We start from the raw sequence: 21,816 nt of genomic DNA on the forward strand, positions 1-21,816 counted from the left end.
GGTTGGCTTGAGCCCTTCTCGACCGGTGGGCTCGCACCGGCTTCATCGCCCGCGCTGTAGTGAGCGCTGCACGAGCATGGCGATAATGATGATGGCACCCTGGACCGCGCCGACGAGGAACTCGGAGACGAAGTCCGACAGCACCATGATATTGGCGACGAGCTCCAGGATGATCGCGCCGACCACCGTGCCCCAGACGCGGCCGATGCCGCCCCTGAGCGCCGTGCCGCCGATCACGACGGCGGTGATCGCCTGCAATTCCCAGAGCAGACCCGTGGTCGGCGTGGCGGAGCCGAGGCGCGGCACGTAGACCAGGATGGCGATGCCGACGCAGATACCCTGGATGACATAGGTGAGCGTCCGCACCCGCCAGATCGGCACGCCCGAATAGCGCGCCACGTCCTCGTTGGAGCCGAGAGCCACCACATGGCGGCCGAACGACGTTTTGTAGAGGATCAGCGCACCGATGGCGGCGACTGTGAGAAAGACGATGATCGGAACCGGAATGCCGAAAATGCTGCCGAAATAGACCGGGCGATACAGCTCGCGCAGCTCCATGTTGCGCATGGAGATCGTGCCGCCCGCGGCCAGCCAGATCACGAGGGAGCGGAAGATGCCCATCGTCCCGAGCGTGACGATGAATGGCTCGATGCGACCGAATGTGACAATCACGCCGTTCGCCAGGCCGCAGGCTGCGCCGAGCCCGACCGCGACCAGCATGCCGAGCGCCAGGGAGCCTAGATCCGCGCTGCCGAGGGCATTCAGCGTTAGGATCATGACGCCTGCAGTCAGGGCCGCCATGGAGCCAACCGAGAGATCCAGCCCGCCGCCTGCAATGACGAAGGTTGCGCCGACGGCGATGATCGCGATGAACGCCGAGCGCGTGACCACATTGAGCAGGTTGGACGCGGTCAGGAAGTCGGGGTTGATGAGCGCGCCTGCGATCATCAGGACGATCAGGGCGATGAAGGGCGAGAGCGCCCGCATGTCGACGCTGAATCTGCGCTCCGGGGCGCTGCTGCGAAGCACGGTTTCAGTCATACGCGACTTGCGGCTCCCGCCGCCCTCCCTCATGAACGCCGGTGGCGAGATAGACGATGGCATCTTCCGACAGGTCGCTTTGAGCGACCTCGCCCGCAACGTGCCCGTTGCGCATCACGATGACCCGGTGGCAGAGCCCGATCAGCTCCTGCATCTCCGACGAGATGACGATGACGGAGCGACCCTCTTCGGCAAGGTCTGCTATGAAACGGTAGATCTGTTCCTTGGTGCCGATATCGACGCCACGGGTCGGCTCGTCGATGATGACGATGCGGGGCTCCACCAGCATCATCTTGGCGAGCAGGAGCTTCTGCTGGTTGCCGCCGGAAAGCTGCCCCGCCAGAAGATCGCGCCGCCGGGTGCGGATGTCGAAATCCTTGATCGCGCTGTCGAGCGCCCTGTCCTCGGCGCCCACGTCGATGAACGAGCCACGGCTGAATTTCTCGAGGGAGGCGAGGGAGAGATTGACCCGCAGGTTCTGCTGCAGGAGCAGGCCCTTTCCCTTCCGATCCTCCGAGAGATAGACGATCCCCGCCGCCATGGCTGTGCGCGCATCGCGGAAATTGACCGCCTTCCCATCGAGCATGATGGCGCCTTGGCTCGGGCGCAGGCCCACGATCCCTTCGAAAAGCTCCGTCCTGCCCGCGCCGATGAGGCCGCCGAATCCGAGGATCTCGCCGCGCTTCAGGGAGAAGGAAGCATCGGCCACATAGCCGGGCACGACCATGTCGCGCACGCTCATCACGACCTGATCGGAGGCGGTCGCCGGTTTTTCCGGATAGAGCTTGGACATGTCACGGCCCACCATGAGCCGCGCCATCTCGAGGGGCTCCAATCCTTGGGTGTCGCGGGTGGCAACGAGCTGCCCGTCGCGGAGCACCGTCACCCGGTCGGCCACGGCCTTCACCTCGTTGAGGCGGTGGGAGATGTAGAGCACCGCCACGCCCTGCGCTCGGAGCCTGCGGATGATCTCGAAAAGGCTCTCGGCCTCGATCGGGGTGAGCACGGCAGTCGGCTCGTCGAAGGCCACCACCTTGTGCGGCACGAGCAGTGCGCAGGCGATCTGGATGAGCTGGCGGTCGGCGATGGAGAGGAGACGCACCTCACGGTCGGGATCGATATCGACGCCGAGCTCTCCAAGAATGGCGCGCGTGCGCTCGCGCATGGCCCTGTCGTCCATGAGGCCGAACCGCCGGATCTCGCGCCCGAGAAAGAGGTTCTGCGCTACCGTCAGATCAGGGGCGAGCAGGATTTCCTGATGAACGAGGACGATGCCGTGATGCTCGGCATCCACCGGGCCGGCAAAAGTGATCGGCCGGCCGTCGAGATGGAGGCTGCCCTTGGTCGGGGACAGGTGGCCCGAAAGGATGCGCATCAGGGTGGACTTGCCCGCGCCGTTCTCGCCGATGACGGCGTGAGCCTCGCCGGGCTTCAGATCCAGCGTGATGCCGCTCAGAACCTCGATGGGTCCGAAGGATTTCGAGATGTTCTCTGCGCGAAGAACGGAGTCCATGACCTGTTCCGGATCGGGGTGAGCGACACAGTCCGCTCCCACGGCGTGGAAGCGGTCTTCCGGCGCAACGGCGCCTCAGGAAATCAGCTGGATGGAGCGCAAGCGGGCATCAGATTCCTCCGGTTATGGCAGGGTCCTCTGGCGGGACCTTCTCGGTGAACTAAGGGTGCCGACGGGTTTGACAACACCCCCATGTAAACGATTACATAAACTTTACCGCAATGGAGGCTTCTGTCAAACAGAACCCCGCTGGGGAAGGACAATGGACGAGGCAGGGCAAGCCGACAGGGCCGAGCAGGGCGATCGACCGCTGCGCGTGGCGAGGATCCAGGATGTCGCGAAGCTGGCCGAGGTGTCGACCGCGACCGTGAGCCGTGCGCTCGCCTCGCCGGAACGCGTTTCGCCCGAGGCGAGGGCGCGCGTGTTCGAGGCGATCGCCAAGACGGGCTATGTGCCCAACCCCGCCGCCCGGACCCTGCGCTCGCAGAAGACCTATATGGTGCTCGTGGTCCTGCCGGATCTGGCGAACACCTTCTTCTCGCGGATCCTGCGCGGGATCGAGGAGACCCTGTTCGAGGCCGGATACGGCATGATCATCGGTGATCTCGACGGTTCGCCCGAAAAGGAGGCGCATTTTTCCGCCTTCACCGGGGCCGGACGCGTGGACGGGGCCATCCTTCTCAACGGGCATCTCTTCGGGCAGAGGCGCGACGGCAGCGGGCAGGCGGCCCGGCTTAGCATTCCGCTCGTCGCCCTTTGCGAGGCGATTCCCGGGGCCGACATTCCGCAGATCGAGATCGACAACCGCGAGGCAGCCCGCCGGATGACGGAGCATCTCGCTTCCCTTGGCCATAGCCGCATCGCCTATCTGAGCGGTCCGCCTGAGAACGTATTGGAGCGCGAGCGCTTCAAAGGCTACCAGGACGGTCTTGAGGCGGCGGGGATCGCCTTTGATCCCTCTCTCGTCATCCCCGGCGACTTCACCATCGGCTCGGGAGTTACCGCTGGTCAGGACCTGGTGGCACGCGCTAAGCGGCCGACCGCCGTCTTCTGCACCAGCGACGAGATGGCCATCGGCCTCATGCGCACGCTGCTTTCAGCCGGGATCAGGGTGCCGGAGGACATGTCAGTGGCGGGCTTCGACGACATCGAGTTCGCCGCCGTGGCCGAGCCTGCCCTCACCACAATCCATCAGCCGAGGCGTGAATTGGGACAGGCGGCCGCGTCGGCTCTCATCGACCTGCTCCAGGGCCGCCCGTCACCCCGGAGCATCCGGCTCGACACCGAACTCGTCATCCGGGACAGCGTCGCGCCCCTGCGGTAAGGCCTCTCAAGCCGCAACCGGCGACAGCTCTTCCGCCGCAGGCTTCATCCGCCGCCGCTGCAGCCACCAGATCAGGCCGGCAATCGCAAGCGCCGGAATGTAGACCCACATGGTCGAGGGCCGTCCCGGAGCCGGAGCAATCACCCCCACGAGCTGAAAGCCCGGCTCGAGGCCCACGCGCTCGGCATAGGAGCCGAAGCTGACATTGCTGATGGTGAGGCGATCGCCGAGCGGGACCACGGTCAGGCCCGCAGCGCGCAGGCGTTCACGAGGGGCGGGATTCTGCTCGCCGAGATTGAGGCTCACGGTCTTGCGCACGTCCTCGCCCTCGATCGTCATGCCCTCGACCACGATGGCGAGCCGGTGATTCACGGGAGCCTCGGAGACCCGGTCCATCAGCTCGCTCGCGGGCAGCTCCACCGTCGGCGCATGGAACCGGTTGAGCCACCAGTCGGGCCGAAACAGCGCGAAGCACACGATGAGCAGGACGGCGGTCTCCCACAGGCGGCTGCGTGTGGCGAAGTAGTTCATCGTCGCGGCCGAGAAGAGCAGGATCGCCGCCATGTTGACGGCAATCACGATGGCGGCATCCACCCAGCTGTCCACGCCGATGAGCAGCATCGCCGGGTTGAAGATGAAGATGAACGGCAGCAGCGCGGTGCGCATGGCGTAGAACGCACCCTGGAAACCCGTCTTGATGGGGTCCTCGCGCGAAATCGCCGCCGCCGCGAAGGAGGCAAGCCCGACGGGCGGCGTGATGTCGGCCATGATGCCGAAATAGAACACGAAGAGGTGGACTGCGATGAGCGGGATCGCGAGGCCCGCCTGCGCGCCGAGTTCGACCACGACCGGGGCCATGAGGGTCGCGACGAGGATATAGTTCGCCGTGGTCGGAATGCCCATGCCGAGGACGAGGCTGATGAGGGCGATCAGGACCAGCATGATGATGACGTTGCCGCCGGAAAGGAATTCCACGAACTCCGTCATCATGAGGCCGAGGCCCGTCAACGTGACGGTGCCGACGATGATGCCGGCGGTCGCGGTGGCGATCGCAATGCCGATCATGTTGCGCGCGCCGAGCGCGAGGCCGTCCATGAGATCTACGTAAGCGGCGGCGGCAGCGCGGCCGACCGGTTGGCGGCGGAAGAGGGCAAGGAGCGGACGGCGCGTTGCGACGATGCCGATGACCGAGACCGTGGCCCAGAAGGCGGAGAGGCCCGGAGACATCTCTTCCACCATCAGGCACCAGAGCAGAACGACGAGCGGGATGATGAAGTCGAGCCCCGTGCGGGCTACGTCCCATGCGCGGGGAAGGGTCACGATGGGAGCATCCGGATCGTCAAGCTCGAGATCGGGATGGCGCGCCGCATAGGCGATGGTTGCGAGATAGACGACGAGGCCGGCAGCCGTCAGGATCCAGGCTGCGCTGTCGCCGAAAGCCGCCTGCGCACCGAGAACGCCGTAGTAGAGCAGGCCGAGCACCACGATGATGCCGCTGACTCCGAGGCCGGTGCGCAGAAGCCGCGTCTTCGCGGGCGTGGGTTCGCGCGCAATGGGTTGCGCCCCGATCTTCAGCGCCTCCAAATGGACGATGTAGAGGAGCGCCACATAGGATGCGACTGCCGGCAGGAAGGCGTGGGTGACAATCTGCGCATAGGGAATGCCGACATATTCCACCATCAGGAACGCGGCTGCGCCCATCACGGGCGGCATGATCTGTCCGTTGATCGAGGAGGCGGCCTCGATGGCGCCGGCCTTCACGCCGGAAAGGCCCGTGCGCTTCATGAGCGGGATCGTGAAGATGCCGCCCGAGACCACGTTAGAGACCGACGAGCCGGACACGACGCCGTTGAGGGCCGACGAGACCACGGCCACCTTGGCCGGACCGCCGCGCAGGTGACCGAGCAGGGCGATGGAGATCTGCATCATCCAGTTTCCGCCGCCGGCCTTCTCGAGCAGCGTGCCGAACAGCACGAAGAGGAAGACGAAGCTCGTCGACACGCCGAGCGCGATGCCGAACACGCCTTCCGTCGTCAACCACTGGTGCTGGAGGAACTTGGAGATGGACGCGCCCTTGTGCAGCAGCACGTCGGGCATGTAGGGGCCGCCGAAGGTGAAGGCGATGAAGGTGAGCGCGACGAAGACCATCGGCAGGCCGAGGGATCTGCGCGTGGCCTCCAGCAGGAGCACGATGCCCGCGCCCGCCGTCACGAGGTCGAACGTGATCGGCTGTCCCGGCCGCGTGGCGAGCTCGCGGTAGAACAGGAAGAGGTATGCGCCTGCGAAAGCGCCGGCTGCGGCCAGCACCCAGTCGATCACGGGCACGTAGGTGCGCGGCGAGGACTTGAAGGCGGGATAGGCTGCAAAGGCCAGGAAGAGCGCGAGACCGAGATGAATGGAGCGCGCCTCCGTATCGTTCAGGATTCCGAAACCGAACACGAAAGGCAGCGGAGAGGCGTACCAGATCTGGAACAGGGACCATGCGATGGCGACCGCGGTAATCAGCGTGGCGGCAAGCCCGACGGGCTTGCGGCCGCCCGTATCCGCCTCCGCGACGAGCCGCTCCAGCTCTTCGGAGGGGGCGAGGGGGGCTTTCTCGGTTGTCGACATGGTCTCGTTCCTAGGGTGTCAGACAAGGCAGGGGGGCGGCCTTCGCCGCCCCCCATTGTATTGGACTTGTGAGAGAGAGCCAGCTTACTTCAGCCAGCCCTTCTCCTTGTAGTACTTGGCAGCGCCCGAATGGAGCGGAGCCGACAGGCCGTTCTTGATCATGTCCTGCGGCTCGAGATTGGCGAAGGCAGGGTGCAGGGACTTGAACTCGTTGAAGTTCTCGAACACCGCCTTGGTGATCTGATAGACCGTCTCCTCAGGAACCTTGGCCGAGGTCACCACGGTCGCGAGAACGCCGTAGGTCTCCGTGTCCTGGGGGTTGTTGTTGTAGAGGCCGCCCTTGATCTTCGCCTTGGCGTAGTAGGGGTTCTCCGCCACGAGCTTGTCGACGGCCGGGCCCGTGATCGAGACGAGCTGCGCACCGCAGGTCGTGGTCGGGTCCTGGATGTTCGCGGACGGATGGCCGACGCCGTAGAAGAAGGCGTCGATCTTGTTGTCGCACAGCGCAGGGCCGTGTTCGTCGGCCTTCAGCTCGGAAGCGAGCGAGAAATCGGACAGTTTCCAGCCCTTGGCGGCCAGCAGCTGCTCCATGGAGGCGCGGGTGCCCGAGCCCGGGTTGCCGACGTTGACGCGCTTGCCCTTGAGATCGTCGAAGGTCTTGGCGTTCACTTCCTTGCGGGCCAGAACCGTGAAGGGCTCCGGGTGAACCGAGAAGACCGCGCGCAGGTCGCCGAAGGCGCCGCTGTCCTTGAACGTGCCTTCACCCTTCAGGGCGTTGTACTGCACGTCCGACTGGGCCAGGCCGAAATCGAGTTCACCGGCCTTGATCGCATTGGCGTTGTAGGCCGATCCGCCGGTCGATTCCACCGAGCAGCGCAGGCCGTGGTCCTTGCGGTCCTTGTTGACGAGGCGGCAAACGGCGCCGCCGACGGCATAGTACACGCCGGTCACGCCGCCGGTTCCGATGGTGACGAACTTCTGCTGCGCCTGGGCAGGCATGGCCGTCAGGGTCATTACGGCGGCGGCCGCACCGAGAAGCGAGTGTTTGAATGCGTTCATTGTTTCTCTTCCCTCGTGTTGATCCGGTGTTGCACCGGACATGAAGTTAGATCGGGAGGTGCCCCGGCTGCAACCGCGGCTCCAGGCAGGAGCCTTATGCGGCATTCGGACGAACGCCGGAGAGCGCCGCGTCCACGGCGTCGCCCAAGCGCTCGACGATGGTGTCGACGATGGCCTCGTCGACGATGAAGGGCGGGGCGAGCAGGACATGATCGCCCCGGGCCCCGTCGATGGTGCCCCCCATGGGATAGACCATGAGGCCGCGGGCCATCGCTTCGCGCTTGATGCGCGCATGAAGCTTCTCTTTAGGGTCGAAGGAGGCCTTGGTCGAGCGGTCCTCGACCAATTCTATGCTCATGAAGAGCCCGCGACCCCGGATATCCCCAACATGAGGGTGGTTTCCGAACCGGTCGCCGAGGCGCTGGCGCAGGCGCGCGCCCATGGCCTTCACATTGTCGAGGAGGTTGTCGCGCCGGATGACCTCCTGCACGGCGAGCGCTGTTGCGCAGGCGATGGGATGGCCGAGATAGGTGTGTCCGTGCTGGAAAAAGCCGGAGCCGTTGGCGAAGGCGTCATAGATGCGCCGGCTCAGGAGTACCGCGCCGATGGGCTGGTAGCCGCCGCCCAATCCCTTCGCGATGGTCATGATGTCCGGCGCAATCCCGTCCTGCTCGCAGGCATGGAGTGTGCCGGTGCGGCCCATGCCGCACATGACCTCGTCGAGGATGAGAAGCACGCCATAGCGGTCGCAGATCTCGCGCACCCGCTTGAAGTAGTCCGCCGCCGGCGGGACCGAGCCGAGGGTCGCGCCGACCACCGTTTCGGCGACGAAGGCCATCACGGTCTCGGAGCCGAGTTCGAGGATCCTGTCCTCGAGCGCTTGGGCGGCGCGGGCGGCGTAATCCGTCTCGCTCTCGCCGGGCTGCTGCCAGCGATAGGCGAAGCATGGGTCGATGTGGTGGGTCTCGATGAGAAGCGGCCGGAACTGCGCCCGACGCCACTCGTTCCCGCCGGTGGCGAGCGCCCCTAGCGTGTTGCCGTGATAGCTCTGGCGGCGGGCGATGACGTTTCGCCGCTCCGGCTGGCCGGTCTCGACGAAGTACTGGCGCGCCATCTTGAGCGCGGCCTCGACGGCCTCGGAGCCGCCCGAGACGAAATAGACGTGGGACAGGCCTTCCGGCGCATCCTCGATCAGCCGGTCGGCCAGCGCTTCCGCGGGCTCGGTGGTAAAGAAGCTCGTATGGGCATAGGCCAGCCTGTCGGCTTGGGCATGGATGGCGGCCGTGACATCCGGGTGACCGTGCCCGAGGCAGGACACCGCCGCACCGCCCGAGGCGTCGATATAGGCCTTTCCATCCTTGTCGAAGATCTCGACACCCGTGCCGCCGACGGCGACCGGCAGGGCGCCATGGATCTGGCGATGAAGAATGCGGCTCATGAAGTTCTCCTGCCGTCTTTCGGCGACCAGTGAATGTTGAAGGCGGTGAGCTGGTCCTCCGTGCGCCGGAGCGCGTTGAGCGATGCCTCTCCTCCGCGCCCGGCGACAAGGGCGGCGAGGATCTCTCCGACCATGAAGGCTGGCGTCATGCTGTGGAAGAAGGAGGGGCTGTCGGTAGAGACCAGAATGGCGGATTGGGCTGCCTGCGCGAGGGGCGATGCGGCGCTGTCGGTCACGGTCACGACCGGCACGTTTCGGGACTTGGCGTATTGCACCGCTTCGACCGTCGCCCGGGTATAGGGTGCGATGCTAACGGCGAAGAGCACATCGTGCGGCGTCGCGTTGCGGATGGGGTCCGTCCCGATCCCGGCAGCCGTGTCGAGAAGGACGGCTTTTCTGCCCAGGAGCGAGATCACATAGCTCATCTGCCAGGCTACAGGATGGGACGAGCGCAGTCCGAGGCAGTAGATCCGCTCGGCCGCATCGAGCAGCGCCGCGGCGCTCACCAAGCGCTCGAGCTGCGCGGGTTCTCCGAGGCGGCCGATCTGGGCCTGCAGGGTCGCAGCGATCTCCGCGGCCAGCGCCTGCTCGCCTCTGGCCTTCTGGGTCGCCACCTGGGCGCTCGCCTTTCCGAGAAAGCCGAGGCGGTTCTCCCGGATCGCCTGGGCATAGAGTTCGCGGATCGCATCATAGCCGTCGAAGCCGAGCCTCTGGGCCAGCCGGGTCATGGTCGCAGGCTGGACACCGGCCTGTCTCGCCTGGTCGCGCATGGAGAGAAGGGCGACGTCGCCCGGACGTTCGAGAATGAAGCGGGCCGCAGCCTGCAGCTGCGCCGGTAACCCGGCAAAGGTCTCGGCGATTTTGGCGGCCAGGGGCGCGGAATCCATGAGCGAACCATAGACTTGGCCGGAAGGCCGTGCAACAAGTGTTTTATCGAATAGAAATGGCGAAACGAGTGTATCGGAGGCGGGTATGAAGCCGGGTTCCTCTCAGGGTGAATTGTCGCCTGTCGCTGTTGCCGTAGCGCCAAATGGAGGGCATCGCACCAAGGCCGATCATCCGGCCGTTCCCCTGTCGCCCCAGGAGATCGGCCGCACAGCCGCCGAGTGCATGGAGGCGGGCGCCTGCATGATCCATGTCCATGTGCGCGACGGCGAACAGCGACATCTCCTCGATGCCGAGGCCTATCGCGAGGCTATTGCGGCGGTCCGGCGGAGTGTCGGCGAGAGGATGGTGATCCAGGTCACGAGCGAGGCGCTCGGCATCTACGCACCCGGAGAGCAGATGGCCGTGGTGCGCGAAGTCCGGCCCGAGGCCGTCTCGCTCGCCCTGCGGGAGTTGGCCCCAGACGAGGCATACGAGCCTGCCTTCGCGGAGTTCCTGTCGTGGCTCAGACGGGAGAGGATCGTGCCGCAGATTATCCTCTACACGCCGGAGGAGGCTGCGCGGCTGGACGGAATGCGCCGGCGTGGGCTGGTCCCCTTCGAGAGCATCCCCGTGCTCTACGTGCTTGGCCGCTACACGGTCGGGCAGACATCGCACCCCTCGGACCTGCTGCCCTTCGTCTCGTCCGACATGCCGCACTTCCACCACTGGATGACCTGCGCCTTCGGTCGTCACGAGACTGCATGCGTCACCGCCGCTGGCCTCCTCGGCGGGCATGTTCGCGTCGGCTTCGAGAACAATCTCACATTGCCGAATGGAACGACGGCGCGTTCGAATGCGGAGCTGGTCGGAAGGACGGCGCAAGCGCTCGGGGCTTGCGGCTGCGCGCTCGCCGGCGCCGACACCTTGCGCCGGCAATGGGCGGAGTGCCTTGGCTAGAGGTCGGGCAGGAAGGCGCGCTACACGGCCCAGAAGAAGACGACGAACAGGACGAGCAGCAGCGCGATAAAACCGATGAAGCTGTAGAGAGCGGTCTTCGAGTTCGACTGCCGGTGGGCGTAGCCCTCCCGGCTGTTGTCGGTCTGCCAGCGTGCGACACCCTCCTGGTGGCGTGCGGTCGCAACCTGCTCCGCGGTCGGCGGATGCCCTCCGGCCTCGTCGTCTGTCCCGAGAGGCGACAGGCCGGGATCGAAGACCTCGACCTTGTCGCCCGTTCGGCCGCTGTCGATATCGCCCTTGAGCTGCGCTGTCGTCGGACGCGCCGAGGAAGGCGGAGGATCCATCGGCTCGATTGTCCGCGTCCGGGGAATGTTCGTCTGGTCGGGCTTGTCTGCGTAATTGGTCATGGTCGTGTTTCCACCTCGAGGTTGGAAACCCTCACCGACGCGCCAGGTTCCTGGCTGCGCCTCCCACCTGACCCTCCGAGATGATGCGCGCGCCCCGCTGGAAGGTGAGATAGGCCCAGAGCCAGCGCAGGGTCACCAGAAGACGGTTCTGGAACCCGACCAGCAGATAGACATGGATGATCCCCCACAGCATCCAGGCGAGAAAGCCCTTCAGCTCGATGCTGTCGAACTCGATGACGGCCGAGTTGCGTCCGATCACGGCGAGATTGCCCCGGCTCCTGTACCGGAAGGGCGGCATGGGCTTGCCCTCGGCGATCCGTGCGAGCAGCGCCTTGCCGAGGTACCGTCCCTGCTGGTGCGCGACCTGCGCGAGGCCCGGGAGCGGCTTGTCCTTCTCGTCGCGGGCGAGTGCCGCGTCTCCAAGAACGAATACGTTCTTGAGACCGGGAACCGACAGGTCGGGCGCGACAGGCACCCGCCCGGCCTTGTCCGTCTCGACCTTGAGCCAGCGTCCGACGGGCGAGGCGGCCACACCGGCACCCCAGATGATGGTGGCCGCCGGGATGAGCCTGCCGCCGACCGTCACGCCGAGATGGGATATGTCCTCCACCGGCTCGCCGGCCTTCACGGTCACGCCCAGCTTTTGGAGCGCCCGCTCCGCATAGGCTGAAAGTTCCTTGGGGAAAGGGGAGAGGATTCTCGGTCCCGCCTCGAGAAGGAGGATGCGGGCCTTCGTCGGGTCGATGTTGCGGAAGTCCCGCGCGAGCGCGAGGCGCGCCAGCTCCGCCAGGGCGCCTGCCATTTCCACGCCCGTCGGGCCGCCCCCGATCACCGCCATCGTCATCAGCCTTTCGCGCTCCTGCGGGTCGTCCTCCATCTCCGCCTGCTCGAATGCCAGGAGCACCTGGGCGCGGATCCGGCGGGCATCCTCGAGCGTCTTCAGGCCCGGCGCGATCTCTTCCCATTCAGGGTGGCCGAAATAGCTGTGCGCGGCCCCTGTCGCGAGCACCAGGTAGTCAAAGGCGAGGGGTTTGCCATTGACCCGGACTTCCCGGCGATCCGTGTCGACATCCTCGACATGGCCCAGCAGAACGGTGATGTTCCGGTGCCGCCTCAGGATCTTCCGGATCGGTTCGGCGACTTCGCCGGGCGAGAGGGCCGCCGTGGCGACCTGATAGAGAAGCGGCTGGAAGAGGTGGTAATTCCTGCCATCCACCACCGTCACACGGACCGGCGCGCTCCCCAGTTCCTGCGCTGCCGCCAGCCCTCCAAAGCCTGCTCCGACGACAACCACATGGGGAACCGGCGTTTTCGCCTCTGCCGCGACCGGCTCTTTCCTGCCATCGGTCCGCGCGGCCGAGGAGACGGAGGTCAGGTCCTCGCCCATTGTCTTGGAAGCCGTCATGCGCCCCGTCCATATGATCAGCCCGTCGCCTGAGGTGCGTCCCTCGTGAGCGCGAGCGGGCTTGAAGCGGCCGAAACCGCCCTAGCTCTTTCGACAACAAGGCCTGAATCCGAAGGTTCCGCAGCGTTTCGGCAGGAACGGGCAAGAAAAAAGGCCGCCTTGTGGGCAGCCCGAAGTTTAGGGAGGAAACGCCCAAGAAGGGCTACAGCATGGCGACACCAATCGCCGTGTTGCACTGCAATAAGTAGTTCATGGCTGAACCCTCCGCAAGATCAAAAGGTCAGCATGGCTGCCCAATTTTTTATCTGCCGGAAAGTGTTGGAATTCAAAGGTATTATGGACATTCGCCAAACCGGCATGACCATAATGCAGGCACGAGGAGGGACTGATTGTGCCAAAGCTGACCTCGATTCTGGAGACGGCGCTCTACGCCGACGATCTGGCGCGGGCTAAAGCCTTCTATGAAACGGCCCTTGGCCTGCCGCTTCTGCGCTCTGATCACCGGATGTGCGCCTTCGATATCGGAGGGAAAAGCGTGCTCCTCCTTTTCCTGCGGGGGGCATCGAGCGAAACGATGGTGCTGCCGGGCGGGACGATCCCGCCCCATGACGGAAGCGGTCCCCTGCACATGGCATTCGCCATCGCGGCCGAGGAGCTCGAGCCCTGGGAAAAGTGGCTCGCGGAACAGGACATCCCGGTCGAGGGCCGCACTACGTGGTCGCGCGGCGGCACGAGCCTCTATTTCCGGGACCCGGACGGGCATCTCCTCGAACTGGCGACGCCCGGCCTCTGGGAGACCTACTGAGACTTCTCAGGTCACGACGCTCGGCTCGTCGCGTCCCGTGAATGCGGCAATCTCTGCGATGGCGTTTGCGGCATCGATGACGGGCGCGAGCACCTCGGCCACAGGGAGATCATGGCGCGTGGGGTCGGGCTCGAACCGCTCGAGATAGACCCGCAGCGTCGCGCCCGAAGTCCCGGTGCCCGAAAGGCGGAAGACGGCGCGGGCATCTTCCTTGAAGAGGATCCGGATGCCCTGCTTGGGCGTGACGGAATGATCGACTGGGTCCGTATAGGAGAAGTCGTCGCAGGCCTCGACCGTCAGAGCGCCGAAACGCTGGCCCGGAAGGGAGCCGAGCTTCGCACGCAGGCTGGCCATCAGGTTGTTGGCAGCCTCGGTCTCAAGTTCCTCGTAGTCGTGGCGGGTATAGAAATCGCGACCGAAACCGGCCCAGTGATCGCGCACGATCCGGTCGGCGGGCTTCTTGAGAACGGCCAGGATATTGAGCCACAGGAGTACGGCCCAGAGGCCGTCTTTCTCGCGGATGTGGTTGGAGCCGGTGCCCGCGCTCTCCTCGCCGCAGAGGGTGATGAGGCCCGCATCCAGAAGATTGGCGAAGAACTTCCAGCCGGTGGGTGTCTCGTAGGCCTTGATGCCGAGCTTCGCCGCCACCCGGTCGGCGGCGCGGCTCGTCGGCATCGAACGGGCGACGCCTGCCAAGCCTTCCGCATAGCCGGGCGCCAGATGCGCGTAGCTGGTGAGGATGGCGAGACTGTCGCTGGGCGTGACGAAGAGCCCGGGCGCCACGATCATGTTGCGGTCGCCGTCGCCGTCGGAGGCCGCGCCGAAGTCGGGCGCATCCGGGCCGTACATCAGCTCCATAAGGTCGTGGGCATGGACCGGGTTCGGGTCCGGATGATGTCCGCCGAAATCGGGCTTCGGCTCACCGTTTACGACGGTTCCGGCCGGCGCACCGAGACGGTCCTCCAGAATGGCCTTCGCATAGGGCCCCGTGATGGCGCTGAGGGCATCGAAGCGCATCCGGAAGCCCGACCGGAACAGGTCCGCGACCTTCTCGAAATCGATGAGCTTCTCCATCAGCTCGACATAATCGGCAACCGGGTCGATCACCTCGACGGTCATGTCGCCGATCCGGATCTCCCCGATGCGGTCGAGGTCGATATCCGGCGCGTCGTCGATCTTGTATTCCGTGATCGCGCTCGCGCGCTTGAAGACCGCTTCCGTGAAGGATTCGGGGGCAGGTCCTCCATGGGACATGTTGAACTTGATCCCGAAATCGCCCTCCGGTCCGCCAGGGTTGTGGCTTGCCGACAGAACGAGCCCGCCGATGGCCTTGTGCTTGCGGATGACGCAGGAGGCGGCAGGCGTCGACAGAAGTCCCCTTTGTCCGACGAGAACCCGGCCGAACCCGTTGGCGGCCGCCATCTTGAGGGCGGTCTGGACCACGGTCTCGTTGAAGAAGCGCCCATCCCCGCCAATCACCAGGGTCGCTCCTCGAGAGCCCTCCACCGTACCGAAAATCGACTGGATGAAGTTCTCCACGTAGTGAGGCTGCCGGAAAACGGGGACTTTCTTGCGCAGGCCCGAAGTGCCGGGGCGCTGGTCGGAGAAGGGAGTCGTCGGAACGCGTGTGATCGCCATTGCTGCCTGTCGCTTCCTTGAAATCGGTCCGCCCGGTCGTTCCCAGGGCGCCTGAGCCTTCGAACGGAATGCACCCATTCTAGGGTTGCGGAAGGCTGATGCCACTGGCCAGATGAAGATGGGATGAAGGACCCTCCGCCGGAGACATTGTCCACAGCAGGGAGTGCGCCTGGTCCTCTGACCCGATGGCAGGGAGCGGTGTAGAACGGAAAAGCGCTCTAGTCGCTCACGCCGGCTCGTCCCTCGATCGCCATGAGGGTGGCGGTGAGAAGGGCGACGAGCTTTTCCTGGCCATCCCGTTCCGCAAAGACCTCGGTCTGGGCCAGCGTGAGCGTTCGCCCGGCCTTCACGACCCTGCCCCTCGCCACGATGCGGTCTCCGAAAGCCGGCGCCACGAGGTTGATCTTGAACTCCGTCGTGAGCACCCCGGCGCCGGACGGCATCAGGCTCAGCGCCGCGTAGCCCGCGGCCGAATCCGCGATGCTGGCGACCGCCCCCGCATGGACGAAGCCGTGCTGCTGCGAAACGGCGGGCGAGGCGGGCAGGACGATCTCCACCGCGCCGGGCAACACGCGCGCAATGGATGCGCCGAGGGTGTCCATGAGACCCTGCTTGGCAAAACTCTCCCGCACGCGCGCCTCGAAATCCTGGTCTCCTCGTTCTCGAGTGCTCACGCGCAAGGCTCCCCAATGCCGGCGGCTCCGCCGCCTGAAACGGAACTGTTGTGTCCGGACGCACCTCACCATTGAAAAAGCCCGGCGACAAGGCCGGGCTTTTGGAGGGTTCGGGAAGGGAAGTGCTTCTCTCAGGCGTCCAGATGCCGGAGGGCGGCCTTGTTGCGAAGCATGATGGTGCGGCGGTAGGCGGGCAATTCGATCAGCCCTTGACGTTCCATCTGGGTCAGCGAGCGCGAGACCGTCTCGACGGTCAGCCCGAGGTGATCGGCGATGTCGGTGCGCGACATGGGCAGGTCCACGTGATCGTCCCCGGCGATGCGCTGCGCCATGTCGAGCAGGAAGGTGGCGATCTTCTCCATGGCGCTCTTGCGGCCGAGAAGGAGCATATGGTGCTGCGCCCGTTCGAGGGAGCGCATCATGGCGGCGACGATCTGGCGGGCGAAGGCGCCGTCGCTGGCGGCAAGTGTCTCCAGGCTGCAGCGGCGGTACATGACGACCGTCGCGGTGCCGAGGGCTTCGGCGGTAAAGCGGTGCTCCTCGCCGGATTCGATGCCGAAGATGTCGCCGGGCAGGTGGAAAGCATCGATCTGGCGGCGGCCGTCGGAGAGGAGCTTCGAGGTCCGGATGGCGCCGGACACGACCTTGTAGAAGTAAGCGGCGCGGTCGCCCTCGGCGAAAATCTGCTCGTCCTTTGTGAGAACCCGGGTCGTGCCCAGGACAGGGGCCCCGGTCGCGGTCCGGGCGGTGGGAATGCTGCGCAGGAGTGCGGCGTTCGGAGCATGGGAAAGGCCGGAGGTGGCGAGCACGGTCTGCATGGGAACCCCTGTCGTCTTGTCTGTCTGACGTGGTTAAGGGTTACTCCCGTGCCGAACGCTGAGAAATTCAGATCCTCTCCTAAGGGGTTTCCCCTAGGCAGGGGTGGCGGAGGTCATGAGCGCGCTGCGGATGCTGTCGACCAGCATGCCGTCCTCGAGCGGCTTCTCCAGCACCAGGCGGAAGCCGGAGCGGGCCGCGCGCTCCCGCAGGTCCTGCGTCGCCTTGGCCGTGATCAGGATTGCCGGAAGGTCCACGTGGCGCCTCCGCAGCCTGTCGATGAGCTCGACCCCATCCATGGCGGGCATGTAGTAATCGACCACGAGGCATCCGCTTATGGGCAGGTCGGCATCGGCGAGCAGTTCCGCCCCGCCTTCGTACAGGCGTACATTCAGTCCCTCGAGCTCGAGGGCGAATTTGAGGGAATTGCGGACCGCCGCGTCGTCATCGACGACGAGGACAGGTCCCGGGGTCGTGGGCATCGCAGCGTCCTGTGGGTCCCGCCTTCGGTTGAGAGTGGTTTACTCCATCGGCGGAAGCAGGGGCTTGATATGCCTCAAGTGGGTGGGATTTTTCGACTCCGGAAAACTCCGTAAGGCCGGATCAGCCGGTCGGCAGGGCTCCCACGACAAGCGCCATGCGAACGAGTTCTGACAGGCTGCCTGCCTGCATCTTGGTCATCACATTGGCCCGATAGATCTCCACCGTGCGCGGGCTGATGCCGAGATCGTAGGCGATCACCTTGTTGGCCTTGCCGGCCACGAGCCCGTCGAGAACCTGGCGCTCGCGCTCGGACAGTCCCTGGAGGCGGGCCTGAACCTCGCTCACCTGGGCGTCGCGCTGCGCATGGTGCTCCTGGAGCTTGAGGGCCGACCGGACGGCCGCCAGGAACAGGTCGTCGTCAAAGGGCTTCTCGATGAAGTCGACGGCCCCTTCCTTCATGGCCTCCACCGCCATGGGCACGTCGGCATGCCCCGTCATGACAATCACCGGCAGGGCGAAGCCGCGCTCCTTCAGGCGGCGCAGGAACTCGATGCCGTCAATGCCGGGCATGCGGACGTCGGTGACGATGCATCCGGTCGCTGCGTCCTTCACGGTCTCCAGGAAGGCCGAGGCGGATTCGTGCAGGCGCACGGGCAGGCCATCCGAGGCCAGCAGGAAGGAGAGCGACTGGCGCACGGCCAGATCGTCCACCACGTGCACGACCTGCTCATTCGGCATCTGTCAGTTCCTCATGATTGACGTTGCGGAGGGTGAACCGGAAGGTGGTCCCCCGGCCGGGTTCGGACTCGACCCAGATCTTGCCCCCATGCGACTCGACGATGGTGCGGCAGATCGAGAGGCCGACACCCATACCGTGCTTCTTGGTCGTCACAAAGGGCTGGAAGAGCTGGGCGGCGATCTCTGGGGCGATGCCGGTTCCGGTATCCTGTACGCTGATTTCGACCAGCCCGTCGTCCTGCGCCGCGTCCGTGCGGATGACGAGCTCGCGCCGCCCGGAATCCTGCATGGCCTCGATGGCGTTGCGGATGAGATTGAGCAGCACCTGCTGGATCTGGATGCGGTCGGCGAGCACAAGCTGGGCCTGGGGATCGAGGCGGAAGACGACGCGCACGCCCTTCTCCTTGGCGCCCACCAGGGCGAGCGCGCTCGCCTCCTCGATGAGCTTGGGCAGGCTCTCGATGTGCCGCTCGCTCTCGCCCCGCGCCACGAATTCCCTCAAGTGCCGGATCACCTGACCGGCCCGCAGGGCTTGGTCGGCGGCCTGGTTCACGGCCTCCCGCAGCATCGGCACCTGGTCACCCTCGATCCGCTCCAGGATGCGGCGGCAGCCTTTGAGATAGTTGGCGATGGCGGTGAGGGGCTGGTTGATCTCGTGCGCCAGGGTCGAGGCCATCTCGCCCAGGGCCGTGAAGCGCGACATGTGGACGAGCTCGGATTGCAGCTCCTGAAGCCGGGTCTCGGTCTGCTGACGCTCGGTCAGGTCGCGCACGAAGCCGGTGAAGTAACGCACGCCGCCGGAATGCATTTCGCCCACCGCCAGTTCCATCGGGAAGGTGGAGCCGTCCTTGCGCTGGCCCACGACGACGCGGCCGATGCCGATGATCCGGCGCTCGCCGGTGGCGAGATAGCGGTGCATGTAATGATCATGCTGGCTGCGATAGGGCTCCGGCATGAGGATGCTGACGTTCTTCCCAATGACGTCCTCGGATTCGTAGCCGAACTGCCGCACGGCGGTGGCGCTGAAGGACTGGATCCGCGCCTGCTCGTCGATGACGATCATGGCGTCGGGCACGGTCTCCAGGATCGAGCGCAGATGGGCCTCGCGCGCCTTCAGCGCATCCTCCGCCGCAACGCGCTCGGTGATGTCGCGGGTGACCTTGGCGAAGCCGCGGATCTCGCCGTTCCCGTCCCTCAGAAGCGTGAGGGAGACGTAGGCGATGAAGGTGGAGCCGTCCTTGCGGACGCGCACGGCCTCCTCTTCGAAACGGCCCGTCTCACGGGCGATGGCGGCTCCCGCGCGGGCTTTTCCGCCGCCACGGCCCCATGAGGCCCCATGAGGAAAGAAGACCGAGAAATGGCGGCCGAGGATCTCCTCCTCCCGCCAGCCCTTGATGCGCTCGGCCCCGGCATTCCAGCTCGTCACCTGCCCGTCCGGGTCGAGGACGATCAGCGCGATATCCGTGATGGCGTCGATGAGAAGCTCGGCACTGATACCCTGCGTCGCCGGATGCCCGGGGGCGTGGTCACATCGGTCAATCCAGTCTCCGCATCGCGTTCTCGGGCACCCTCTATACCTCCTTTAGCCCGAGGAGGCCACGCCTGCCGCGGCCCCGGCGGACGGATAGGGGCGGTTGCTTTTCGGAAACGAACTTGTGATACGTCCCAACGTAACACGATGGAGGGGCGCGATGGCCAGGGAACCTTACATGCTGGATCTTGACGATCAGGCCGGGCTTCAGGCAGATGATATCGCCTCGCCCGCGTCGGCGGCGCTGGCTCCCTGGGAGGGCACCGAGGAAGGCGATACCTACGAAGGCGCAGATGACGCCGACGACGTCCTCGACGGCAAGGGCGGGAACGACGATCTATCCGGCCGCGGCGGAAACGATCTCCTCTCCGGACGGGAGGGGGACGACACCCTTTATGGCGGCGATCACCTGGATACGCTCTCAGGCGGTGCCGGCGCCGACCTGCTCGATGGCGGCAACGGGTTCGACTTCGCTTCCTATGCCGCCGCTACGGGCGGCGTGACGGTCAGCCTCTTGAATCCCGCCCTGAACGGTGGGGAGGCCGTAGGGGACACCTATGATAGCATCCAGGGCATCATCGGCTCCACATTCAACGACGTGCTGGTCGGCAGTCATGATGTCAATCACCTCATAGGCGGAGGCGGACACGATACGCTCGACGGCCGCGCAGGCACTGACACTTTGGAAGAAGGCACCGGAAACGACGTCTATATCGATCCCCTGGAGGACACGATCATCGACATCTCCGGCATCGACACCGTGCGGAACGAGCCAAAGCTATGCTCTCGTCGGTCCTGTCGAAAACCTCTCCCCCTTGGATCCAAATGCGACGACCGCTTTGGTGCTCTCGCGCAACGCGCTGAACAACACCATTGTCGGCAACGAAGGGGCCAACAGTCTCGACGGCAAGGGCGGCTCTGATGTTCTCATCGGGGGCAGTGGCAACGACGTCTACTATGTCGACCACAAGAGCGACAAGATCCATGAAGTATTCAAGGGCGGCAACGATGCCATTATTGCCTCCTCCTACTGGGTGGCAAAGAGCGCCCATGTCGAGGTGCTGAAGTTCGCAGGCGGGGTCGGCAAGGCCTCCCATAGCCTCTATGGATCCAACTCGTCGAATGCAATGACCGGGACCGAAGGCGCCAATCTCATGAAGGGCTTCAACGGCAATGACCGGATTTGGGGCCAGTCCGGCAACGACGTGATCCGCGGCGGCGCCGGACTGGATCGCCTCTACGGCGACAAGGGTCGCGACGCCTTCGTGTTCGATACGAAGCTCTCCTCGGCGAAGTCGAACAAGAAGAAGAACTTCGATAAGATCTCGGATTTCAGCGCGAAGGACGATACGGTCTGGCTCGAGAACAAGTACTTCAAGAAACTCGGTAAGAAGGGCTCGGAGAAGAAGCCGGCCAAGCTGAACAAGAAGTTCTTCACCGTCGGCACGGAGGCCAAGGACAAGGACGATTACCTGATCTACAACAAGAAGACAGGTAAGCTGTACTACGATGCCGGTTCCGGCTCGAAGGATGCCATCGAGTTCGCGCAGCTGAAAAAGAACCAGAAGATGACCTATGAGGACTTCTACGTCATCTGATCTGGGTCACAGAACCTGACCAGCAGCCTGCGCGGACCTCCTGCGCAGGCTTTTTTGTAGTTGAGGTGCCGTGACCGTGTGTCTGCGAAGTGCGGCAAAGAGGAAGAATGGCCGACTGACGATCACCGCTTAAGGCTCCGTTTACCAAAGCCGTCCAAGCTCCCGGTTGTGCGGCTGGAGCCTTGCCATGGGCAGACTTGAATGCGGTGTTTCGTCGGGGTTGGAAACGGCCTTTCACTCCTCCACGATTGGTCGTGCTCAGCGTAAAGACGGTCATCGAGAGCGTCTCAATCGCCTCGCCAGGATCATCTGTCTCTGCACCATGGTTCTTGCGGGATTGAACATGACGGCCGTTGCAGAGCCGCTGTTGCCGCTCCCCGTCGCCGCCGAGGCGATTCCCTCCCAGGGGAGGGCCTTTCCGACCTCTGCCTGGATCAGGTTTTGCGAGGATCGTCCGGACGAGTGCGCCGTGGATCTTTTTCAGCAGGCCAGGATCAATCTCAGTCCGTCACAGTGGCGCGCCATAGTCGAGGTGAACCGGCGCGTGAATGCGATGATCCTGCCGGTGACGGACCAGGACCACTGGGGTGTCCTCGACCGCTGGGACTATCCCGATGACGGCATGGGTGATTGCGAGGACATTCAGCTTCTCAAGCGCAGGCTCCTGACCAAGGCGGGTCTGCCGCAGAGGGCTATGCGGATGGCCGTCGTACTTGACGAGAAGGGCGAAGGTCACGCCGTGCTGATGCTCCTGACCGATCGCGGCGATTTCATCCTCGACAACAAGAGGAACGAAGTCCTTCCCTGGCAGGAGACCGGTTACGTCTATCACAAGCGGGAAGGCACCAACAGCGCAGCCTGGGTGGCGCTCGGCGACATGATGGCGCCCATCGTCACTGCCAACAGATGATC

20 protein-coding genes are annotated in these 21,816 nt (G+C 64.9%); 6 read left to right on the forward strand and 14 right to left on the reverse strand.

Annotated features, from left to right (window positions below):
- Positions 1-42 precede the first annotated feature (42 nt).
- Together LG661_RS01140 and LG661_RS01145 are read right to left on the reverse strand one after the other, a co-directional pair.
- Positions 43-1,041: an ABC transporter permease gene (locus LG661_RS01140; RefSeq protein ID WP_230530012.1), complete on the reverse strand. Its 999-nt coding sequence runs from the start codon at positions 1,039-1,041 to the stop codon at positions 43-45.
- On the reverse strand, positions 1,034-2,554 hold the full coding sequence (locus LG661_RS01145; protein WP_230530013.1) for a sugar ABC transporter ATP-binding protein: 1,521 nt from the start codon (positions 2,552-2,554) through the stop codon (positions 1,034-1,036). The genes LG661_RS01140 and LG661_RS01145 overlap by 8 nt, the downstream gene beginning before the upstream one ends.
- A 262-nt stretch (positions 2,555-2,816) precedes the next feature.
- Between LG661_RS01145 and LG661_RS01150 the strand changes: the two genes are divergently transcribed.
- Positions 2,817-3,878 (forward strand): LacI family DNA-binding transcriptional regulator, encoded by a 1,062-nt coding sequence (locus LG661_RS01150; protein ID WP_230530014.1) that lies wholly within the window; start codon positions 2,817-2,819, stop codon positions 3,876-3,878.
- Positions 3,879-3,884: 6 nt separating this feature from the next.
- On the opposite strand, the gene LG661_RS01155 is transcribed toward LG661_RS01150, so the two are convergent.
- From LG661_RS01155 to LG661_RS01170, 4 genes are all read right to left on the reverse strand, one after another.
- Entirely contained in the window at positions 3,885-6,488 is a 2,604-nt protein-coding gene (locus LG661_RS01155; RefSeq protein ID WP_230530015.1) for a TRAP transporter permease, read from the reverse strand.
- A gap of 84 nt (positions 6,489-6,572) precedes the next feature.
- Entirely contained in the window at positions 6,573-7,547 is a 975-nt protein-coding gene (locus LG661_RS01160; RefSeq protein WP_268995418.1) for a TAXI family TRAP transporter solute-binding subunit, read from the reverse strand.
- Positions 7,548-7,641: 94 nt separating this feature from the next.
- On the reverse strand, positions 7,642-8,985 hold the full coding sequence (locus LG661_RS01165; RefSeq protein ID WP_230530016.1) for an aspartate aminotransferase family protein: 1,344 nt from the start codon (positions 8,983-8,985) through the stop codon (positions 7,642-7,644).
- Positions 8,982-9,872 carry a MurR/RpiR family transcriptional regulator gene (locus tag LG661_RS01170; protein WP_230530017.1) on the reverse strand — a complete coding sequence of 297 codons (891 nt, stop codon included), beginning with the start codon at positions 9,870-9,872 and terminating at the stop codon, positions 8,982-8,984. Before LG661_RS01170 ends, LG661_RS01165 begins: the two co-directional genes overlap by 4 nt.
- 85 nt (positions 9,873-9,957) lie before the next feature.
- On the opposite strand from LG661_RS01170, the gene LG661_RS01175 reads away from it, so the two are divergent.
- Positions 9,958-10,809, forward strand: coding sequence for a BKACE family enzyme (locus LG661_RS01175; RefSeq protein ID WP_230530018.1), 852 nt, complete (start codon positions 9,958-9,960; stop codon positions 10,807-10,809).
- Positions 10,810-10,829: 20 nt separating this feature from the next.
- Here the strand turns inward: LG661_RS01175 and LG661_RS01180 are convergent, their stop codons facing one another.
- Positions 10,830-11,153, reverse strand: a complete 324-nt coding sequence (locus tag LG661_RS01180; protein WP_230530074.1) for a hypothetical protein — start codon at positions 11,151-11,153, stop codon at positions 10,830-10,832.
- A 94-nt stretch (positions 11,154-11,247) separates the two neighbouring features.
- Entirely contained in the window at positions 11,248-12,621 is a 1,374-nt protein-coding gene (locus tag LG661_RS01185) for an NAD(P)/FAD-dependent oxidoreductase (RefSeq protein ID WP_230530019.1), read from the reverse strand.
- A gap of 391 nt (positions 12,622-13,012) precedes the next feature.
- Between LG661_RS01185 and LG661_RS01190 the strand changes: the two genes are divergently transcribed.
- Positions 13,013-13,426, forward strand: a complete 414-nt coding sequence (locus LG661_RS01190; protein WP_230530020.1) for a VOC family protein — start codon at positions 13,013-13,015, stop codon at positions 13,424-13,426.
- Between the two features lie 6 nt (positions 13,427-13,432).
- Here the strand turns inward: LG661_RS01190 and LG661_RS01195 are convergent, their stop codons facing one another.
- From LG661_RS01195 to LG661_RS01220, 6 genes are all read right to left on the reverse strand, one after another.
- Positions 13,433-15,064, reverse strand: a complete 1,632-nt coding sequence (locus LG661_RS01195; protein ID WP_230530021.1) for an alpha-D-glucose phosphate-specific phosphoglucomutase — start codon at positions 15,062-15,064, stop codon at positions 13,433-13,435.
- Positions 15,065-15,282: 218 nt separating this feature from the next.
- The gene (locus LG661_RS01200; protein WP_230530022.1) at positions 15,283-15,738 is read right to left on the reverse strand and encodes a PaaI family thioesterase; all 456 of its coding nucleotides are present in this window, start codon (positions 15,736-15,738) and stop codon (positions 15,283-15,285) included.
- Between the two features lie 131 nt (positions 15,739-15,869).
- Complete coding sequence (locus tag LG661_RS01205) at positions 15,870-16,556, reverse strand: helix-turn-helix domain-containing protein (protein WP_230530023.1); 687 nt, start codon at positions 16,554-16,556, stop codon at positions 15,870-15,872.
- Between the two features lie 93 nt (positions 16,557-16,649).
- Entirely contained in the window at positions 16,650-17,036 is a 387-nt protein-coding gene (locus LG661_RS01210; protein WP_230530024.1) for a response regulator transcription factor, read from the reverse strand.
- Between the two features lie 121 nt (positions 17,037-17,157).
- Positions 17,158-17,775 carry a response regulator FixJ gene (fixJ, locus tag LG661_RS01215; RefSeq protein WP_230530025.1) on the reverse strand — a complete coding sequence of 206 codons (618 nt, stop codon included), beginning with the start codon at positions 17,773-17,775 and terminating at the stop codon, positions 17,158-17,160.
- Positions 17,765-19,270, reverse strand: coding sequence for a PAS domain-containing sensor histidine kinase (locus tag LG661_RS01220; protein ID WP_230530075.1), 1,506 nt, complete (start codon positions 19,268-19,270; stop codon positions 17,765-17,767). Before LG661_RS01220 ends, fixJ begins: the two co-directional genes overlap by 11 nt.
- 196 nt (positions 19,271-19,466) lie before the next feature.
- Here LG661_RS01220 and LG661_RS01225 point away from each other — a divergent pair, with 196 nt between their 5' ends.
- The 3 genes from LG661_RS01225 (at position 19,467) to LG661_RS01235 (ending at position 21,814) form a co-directional block, all read left to right on the forward strand.
- Positions 19,467-20,228 carry a calcium-binding protein gene (locus LG661_RS01225; RefSeq protein ID WP_230530026.1) on the forward strand — a complete coding sequence of 254 codons (762 nt, stop codon included), beginning with the start codon at positions 19,467-19,469 and terminating at the stop codon, positions 20,226-20,228.
- On the forward strand, positions 20,149-20,904 hold the full coding sequence (locus LG661_RS01230; RefSeq protein WP_230530027.1) for a calcium-binding protein: 756 nt from the start codon (positions 20,149-20,151) through the stop codon (positions 20,902-20,904). Before LG661_RS01225 ends, LG661_RS01230 begins: the two co-directional genes overlap by 80 nt.
- Positions 20,905-21,247: 343 nt before the next feature.
- Positions 21,248-21,814 (forward strand): transglutaminase-like cysteine peptidase, encoded by a 567-nt coding sequence (locus LG661_RS01235; RefSeq protein WP_230530028.1) that lies wholly within the window; start codon positions 21,248-21,250, stop codon positions 21,812-21,814.
- The last annotated feature ends 2 nt before the right edge of the window (positions 21,815-21,816 follow it).

It is taken from the genome of Microvirga roseola (assembly GCF_020866965.1).
In the GTDB taxonomy this organism is placed as follows: domain Bacteria; phylum Pseudomonadota; class Alphaproteobacteria; order Rhizobiales; family Beijerinckiaceae; genus Microvirga; species Microvirga roseola.

Bases quoted from the DNA above. Each gene is read 5' to 3' on its own strand.
- LG661_RS01180 (WP_230530074.1), bottom strand. From the start codon at position 11,153: ATGGATCCTCCGCCTTCCTCGGCGCGTCCGACGACAGCGCAGCTCAAG.
- LG661_RS01150 (WP_230530014.1), top strand. From the start codon at position 2,817: ATGGACGAGGCAGGGCAAGCCGACAGGGCCGAGCAGGGCGATCGACCG.
- LG661_RS01155 (WP_230530015.1), bottom strand. From the start codon at position 6,488: ATGTCGACAACCGAGAAAGCCCCCCTCGCCCCCTCCGAAGAGCTGGAG.
- LG661_RS01185 (WP_230530019.1), bottom strand. From the start codon at position 12,621: ATGACGGCTTCCAAGACAATGGGCGAGGACCTGACCTCCGTCTCCTCG.
- LG661_RS01235 (WP_230530028.1), top strand. From the start codon at position 21,248: ATGACGGCCGTTGCAGAGCCGCTGTTGCCGCTCCCCGTCGCCGCCGAG.
- LG661_RS01225 (WP_230530026.1), top strand. From the start codon at position 19,467: ATGGCCAGGGAACCTTACATGCTGGATCTTGACGATCAGGCCGGGCTT.
- LG661_RS01205 (WP_230530023.1), bottom strand. From the start codon at position 16,556: ATGCAGACCGTGCTCGCCACCTCCGGCCTTTCCCATGCTCCGAACGCC.
- LG661_RS01145 (WP_230530013.1), bottom strand. From the start codon at position 2,554: ATGGACTCCGTTCTTCGCGCAGAGAACATCTCGAAATCCTTCGGACCC.
- LG661_RS01140 (WP_230530012.1), bottom strand. From the start codon at position 1,041: ATGACTGAAACCGTGCTTCGCAGCAGCGCCCCGGAGCGCAGATTCAGC.
- LG661_RS01210 (WP_230530024.1), bottom strand. From the start codon at position 17,036: ATGCCCACGACCCCGGGACCTGTCCTCGTCGTCGATGACGACGCGGCG.
- LG661_RS01165 (WP_230530016.1), bottom strand. From the start codon at position 8,985: ATGAGCCGCATTCTTCATCGCCAGATCCATGGCGCCCTGCCGGTCGCC.
- LG661_RS01195 (WP_230530021.1), bottom strand. From the start codon at position 15,064: ATGGCGATCACACGCGTTCCGACGACTCCCTTCTCCGACCAGCGCCCC.
- fixJ (WP_230530025.1), bottom strand. From the start codon at position 17,775: ATGCCGAATGAGCAGGTCGTGCACGTGGTGGACGATCTGGCCGTGCGC.
- LG661_RS01170 (WP_230530017.1), bottom strand. From the start codon at position 9,872: ATGGATTCCGCGCCCCTGGCCGCCAAAATCGCCGAGACCTTTGCCGGG.
- LG661_RS01175 (WP_230530018.1), top strand. From the start codon at position 9,958: ATGAAGCCGGGTTCCTCTCAGGGTGAATTGTCGCCTGTCGCTGTTGCC.
- LG661_RS01160 (WP_268995418.1), bottom strand. From the start codon at position 7,547: ATGAACGCATTCAAACACTCGCTTCTCGGTGCGGCCGCCGCCGTAATG.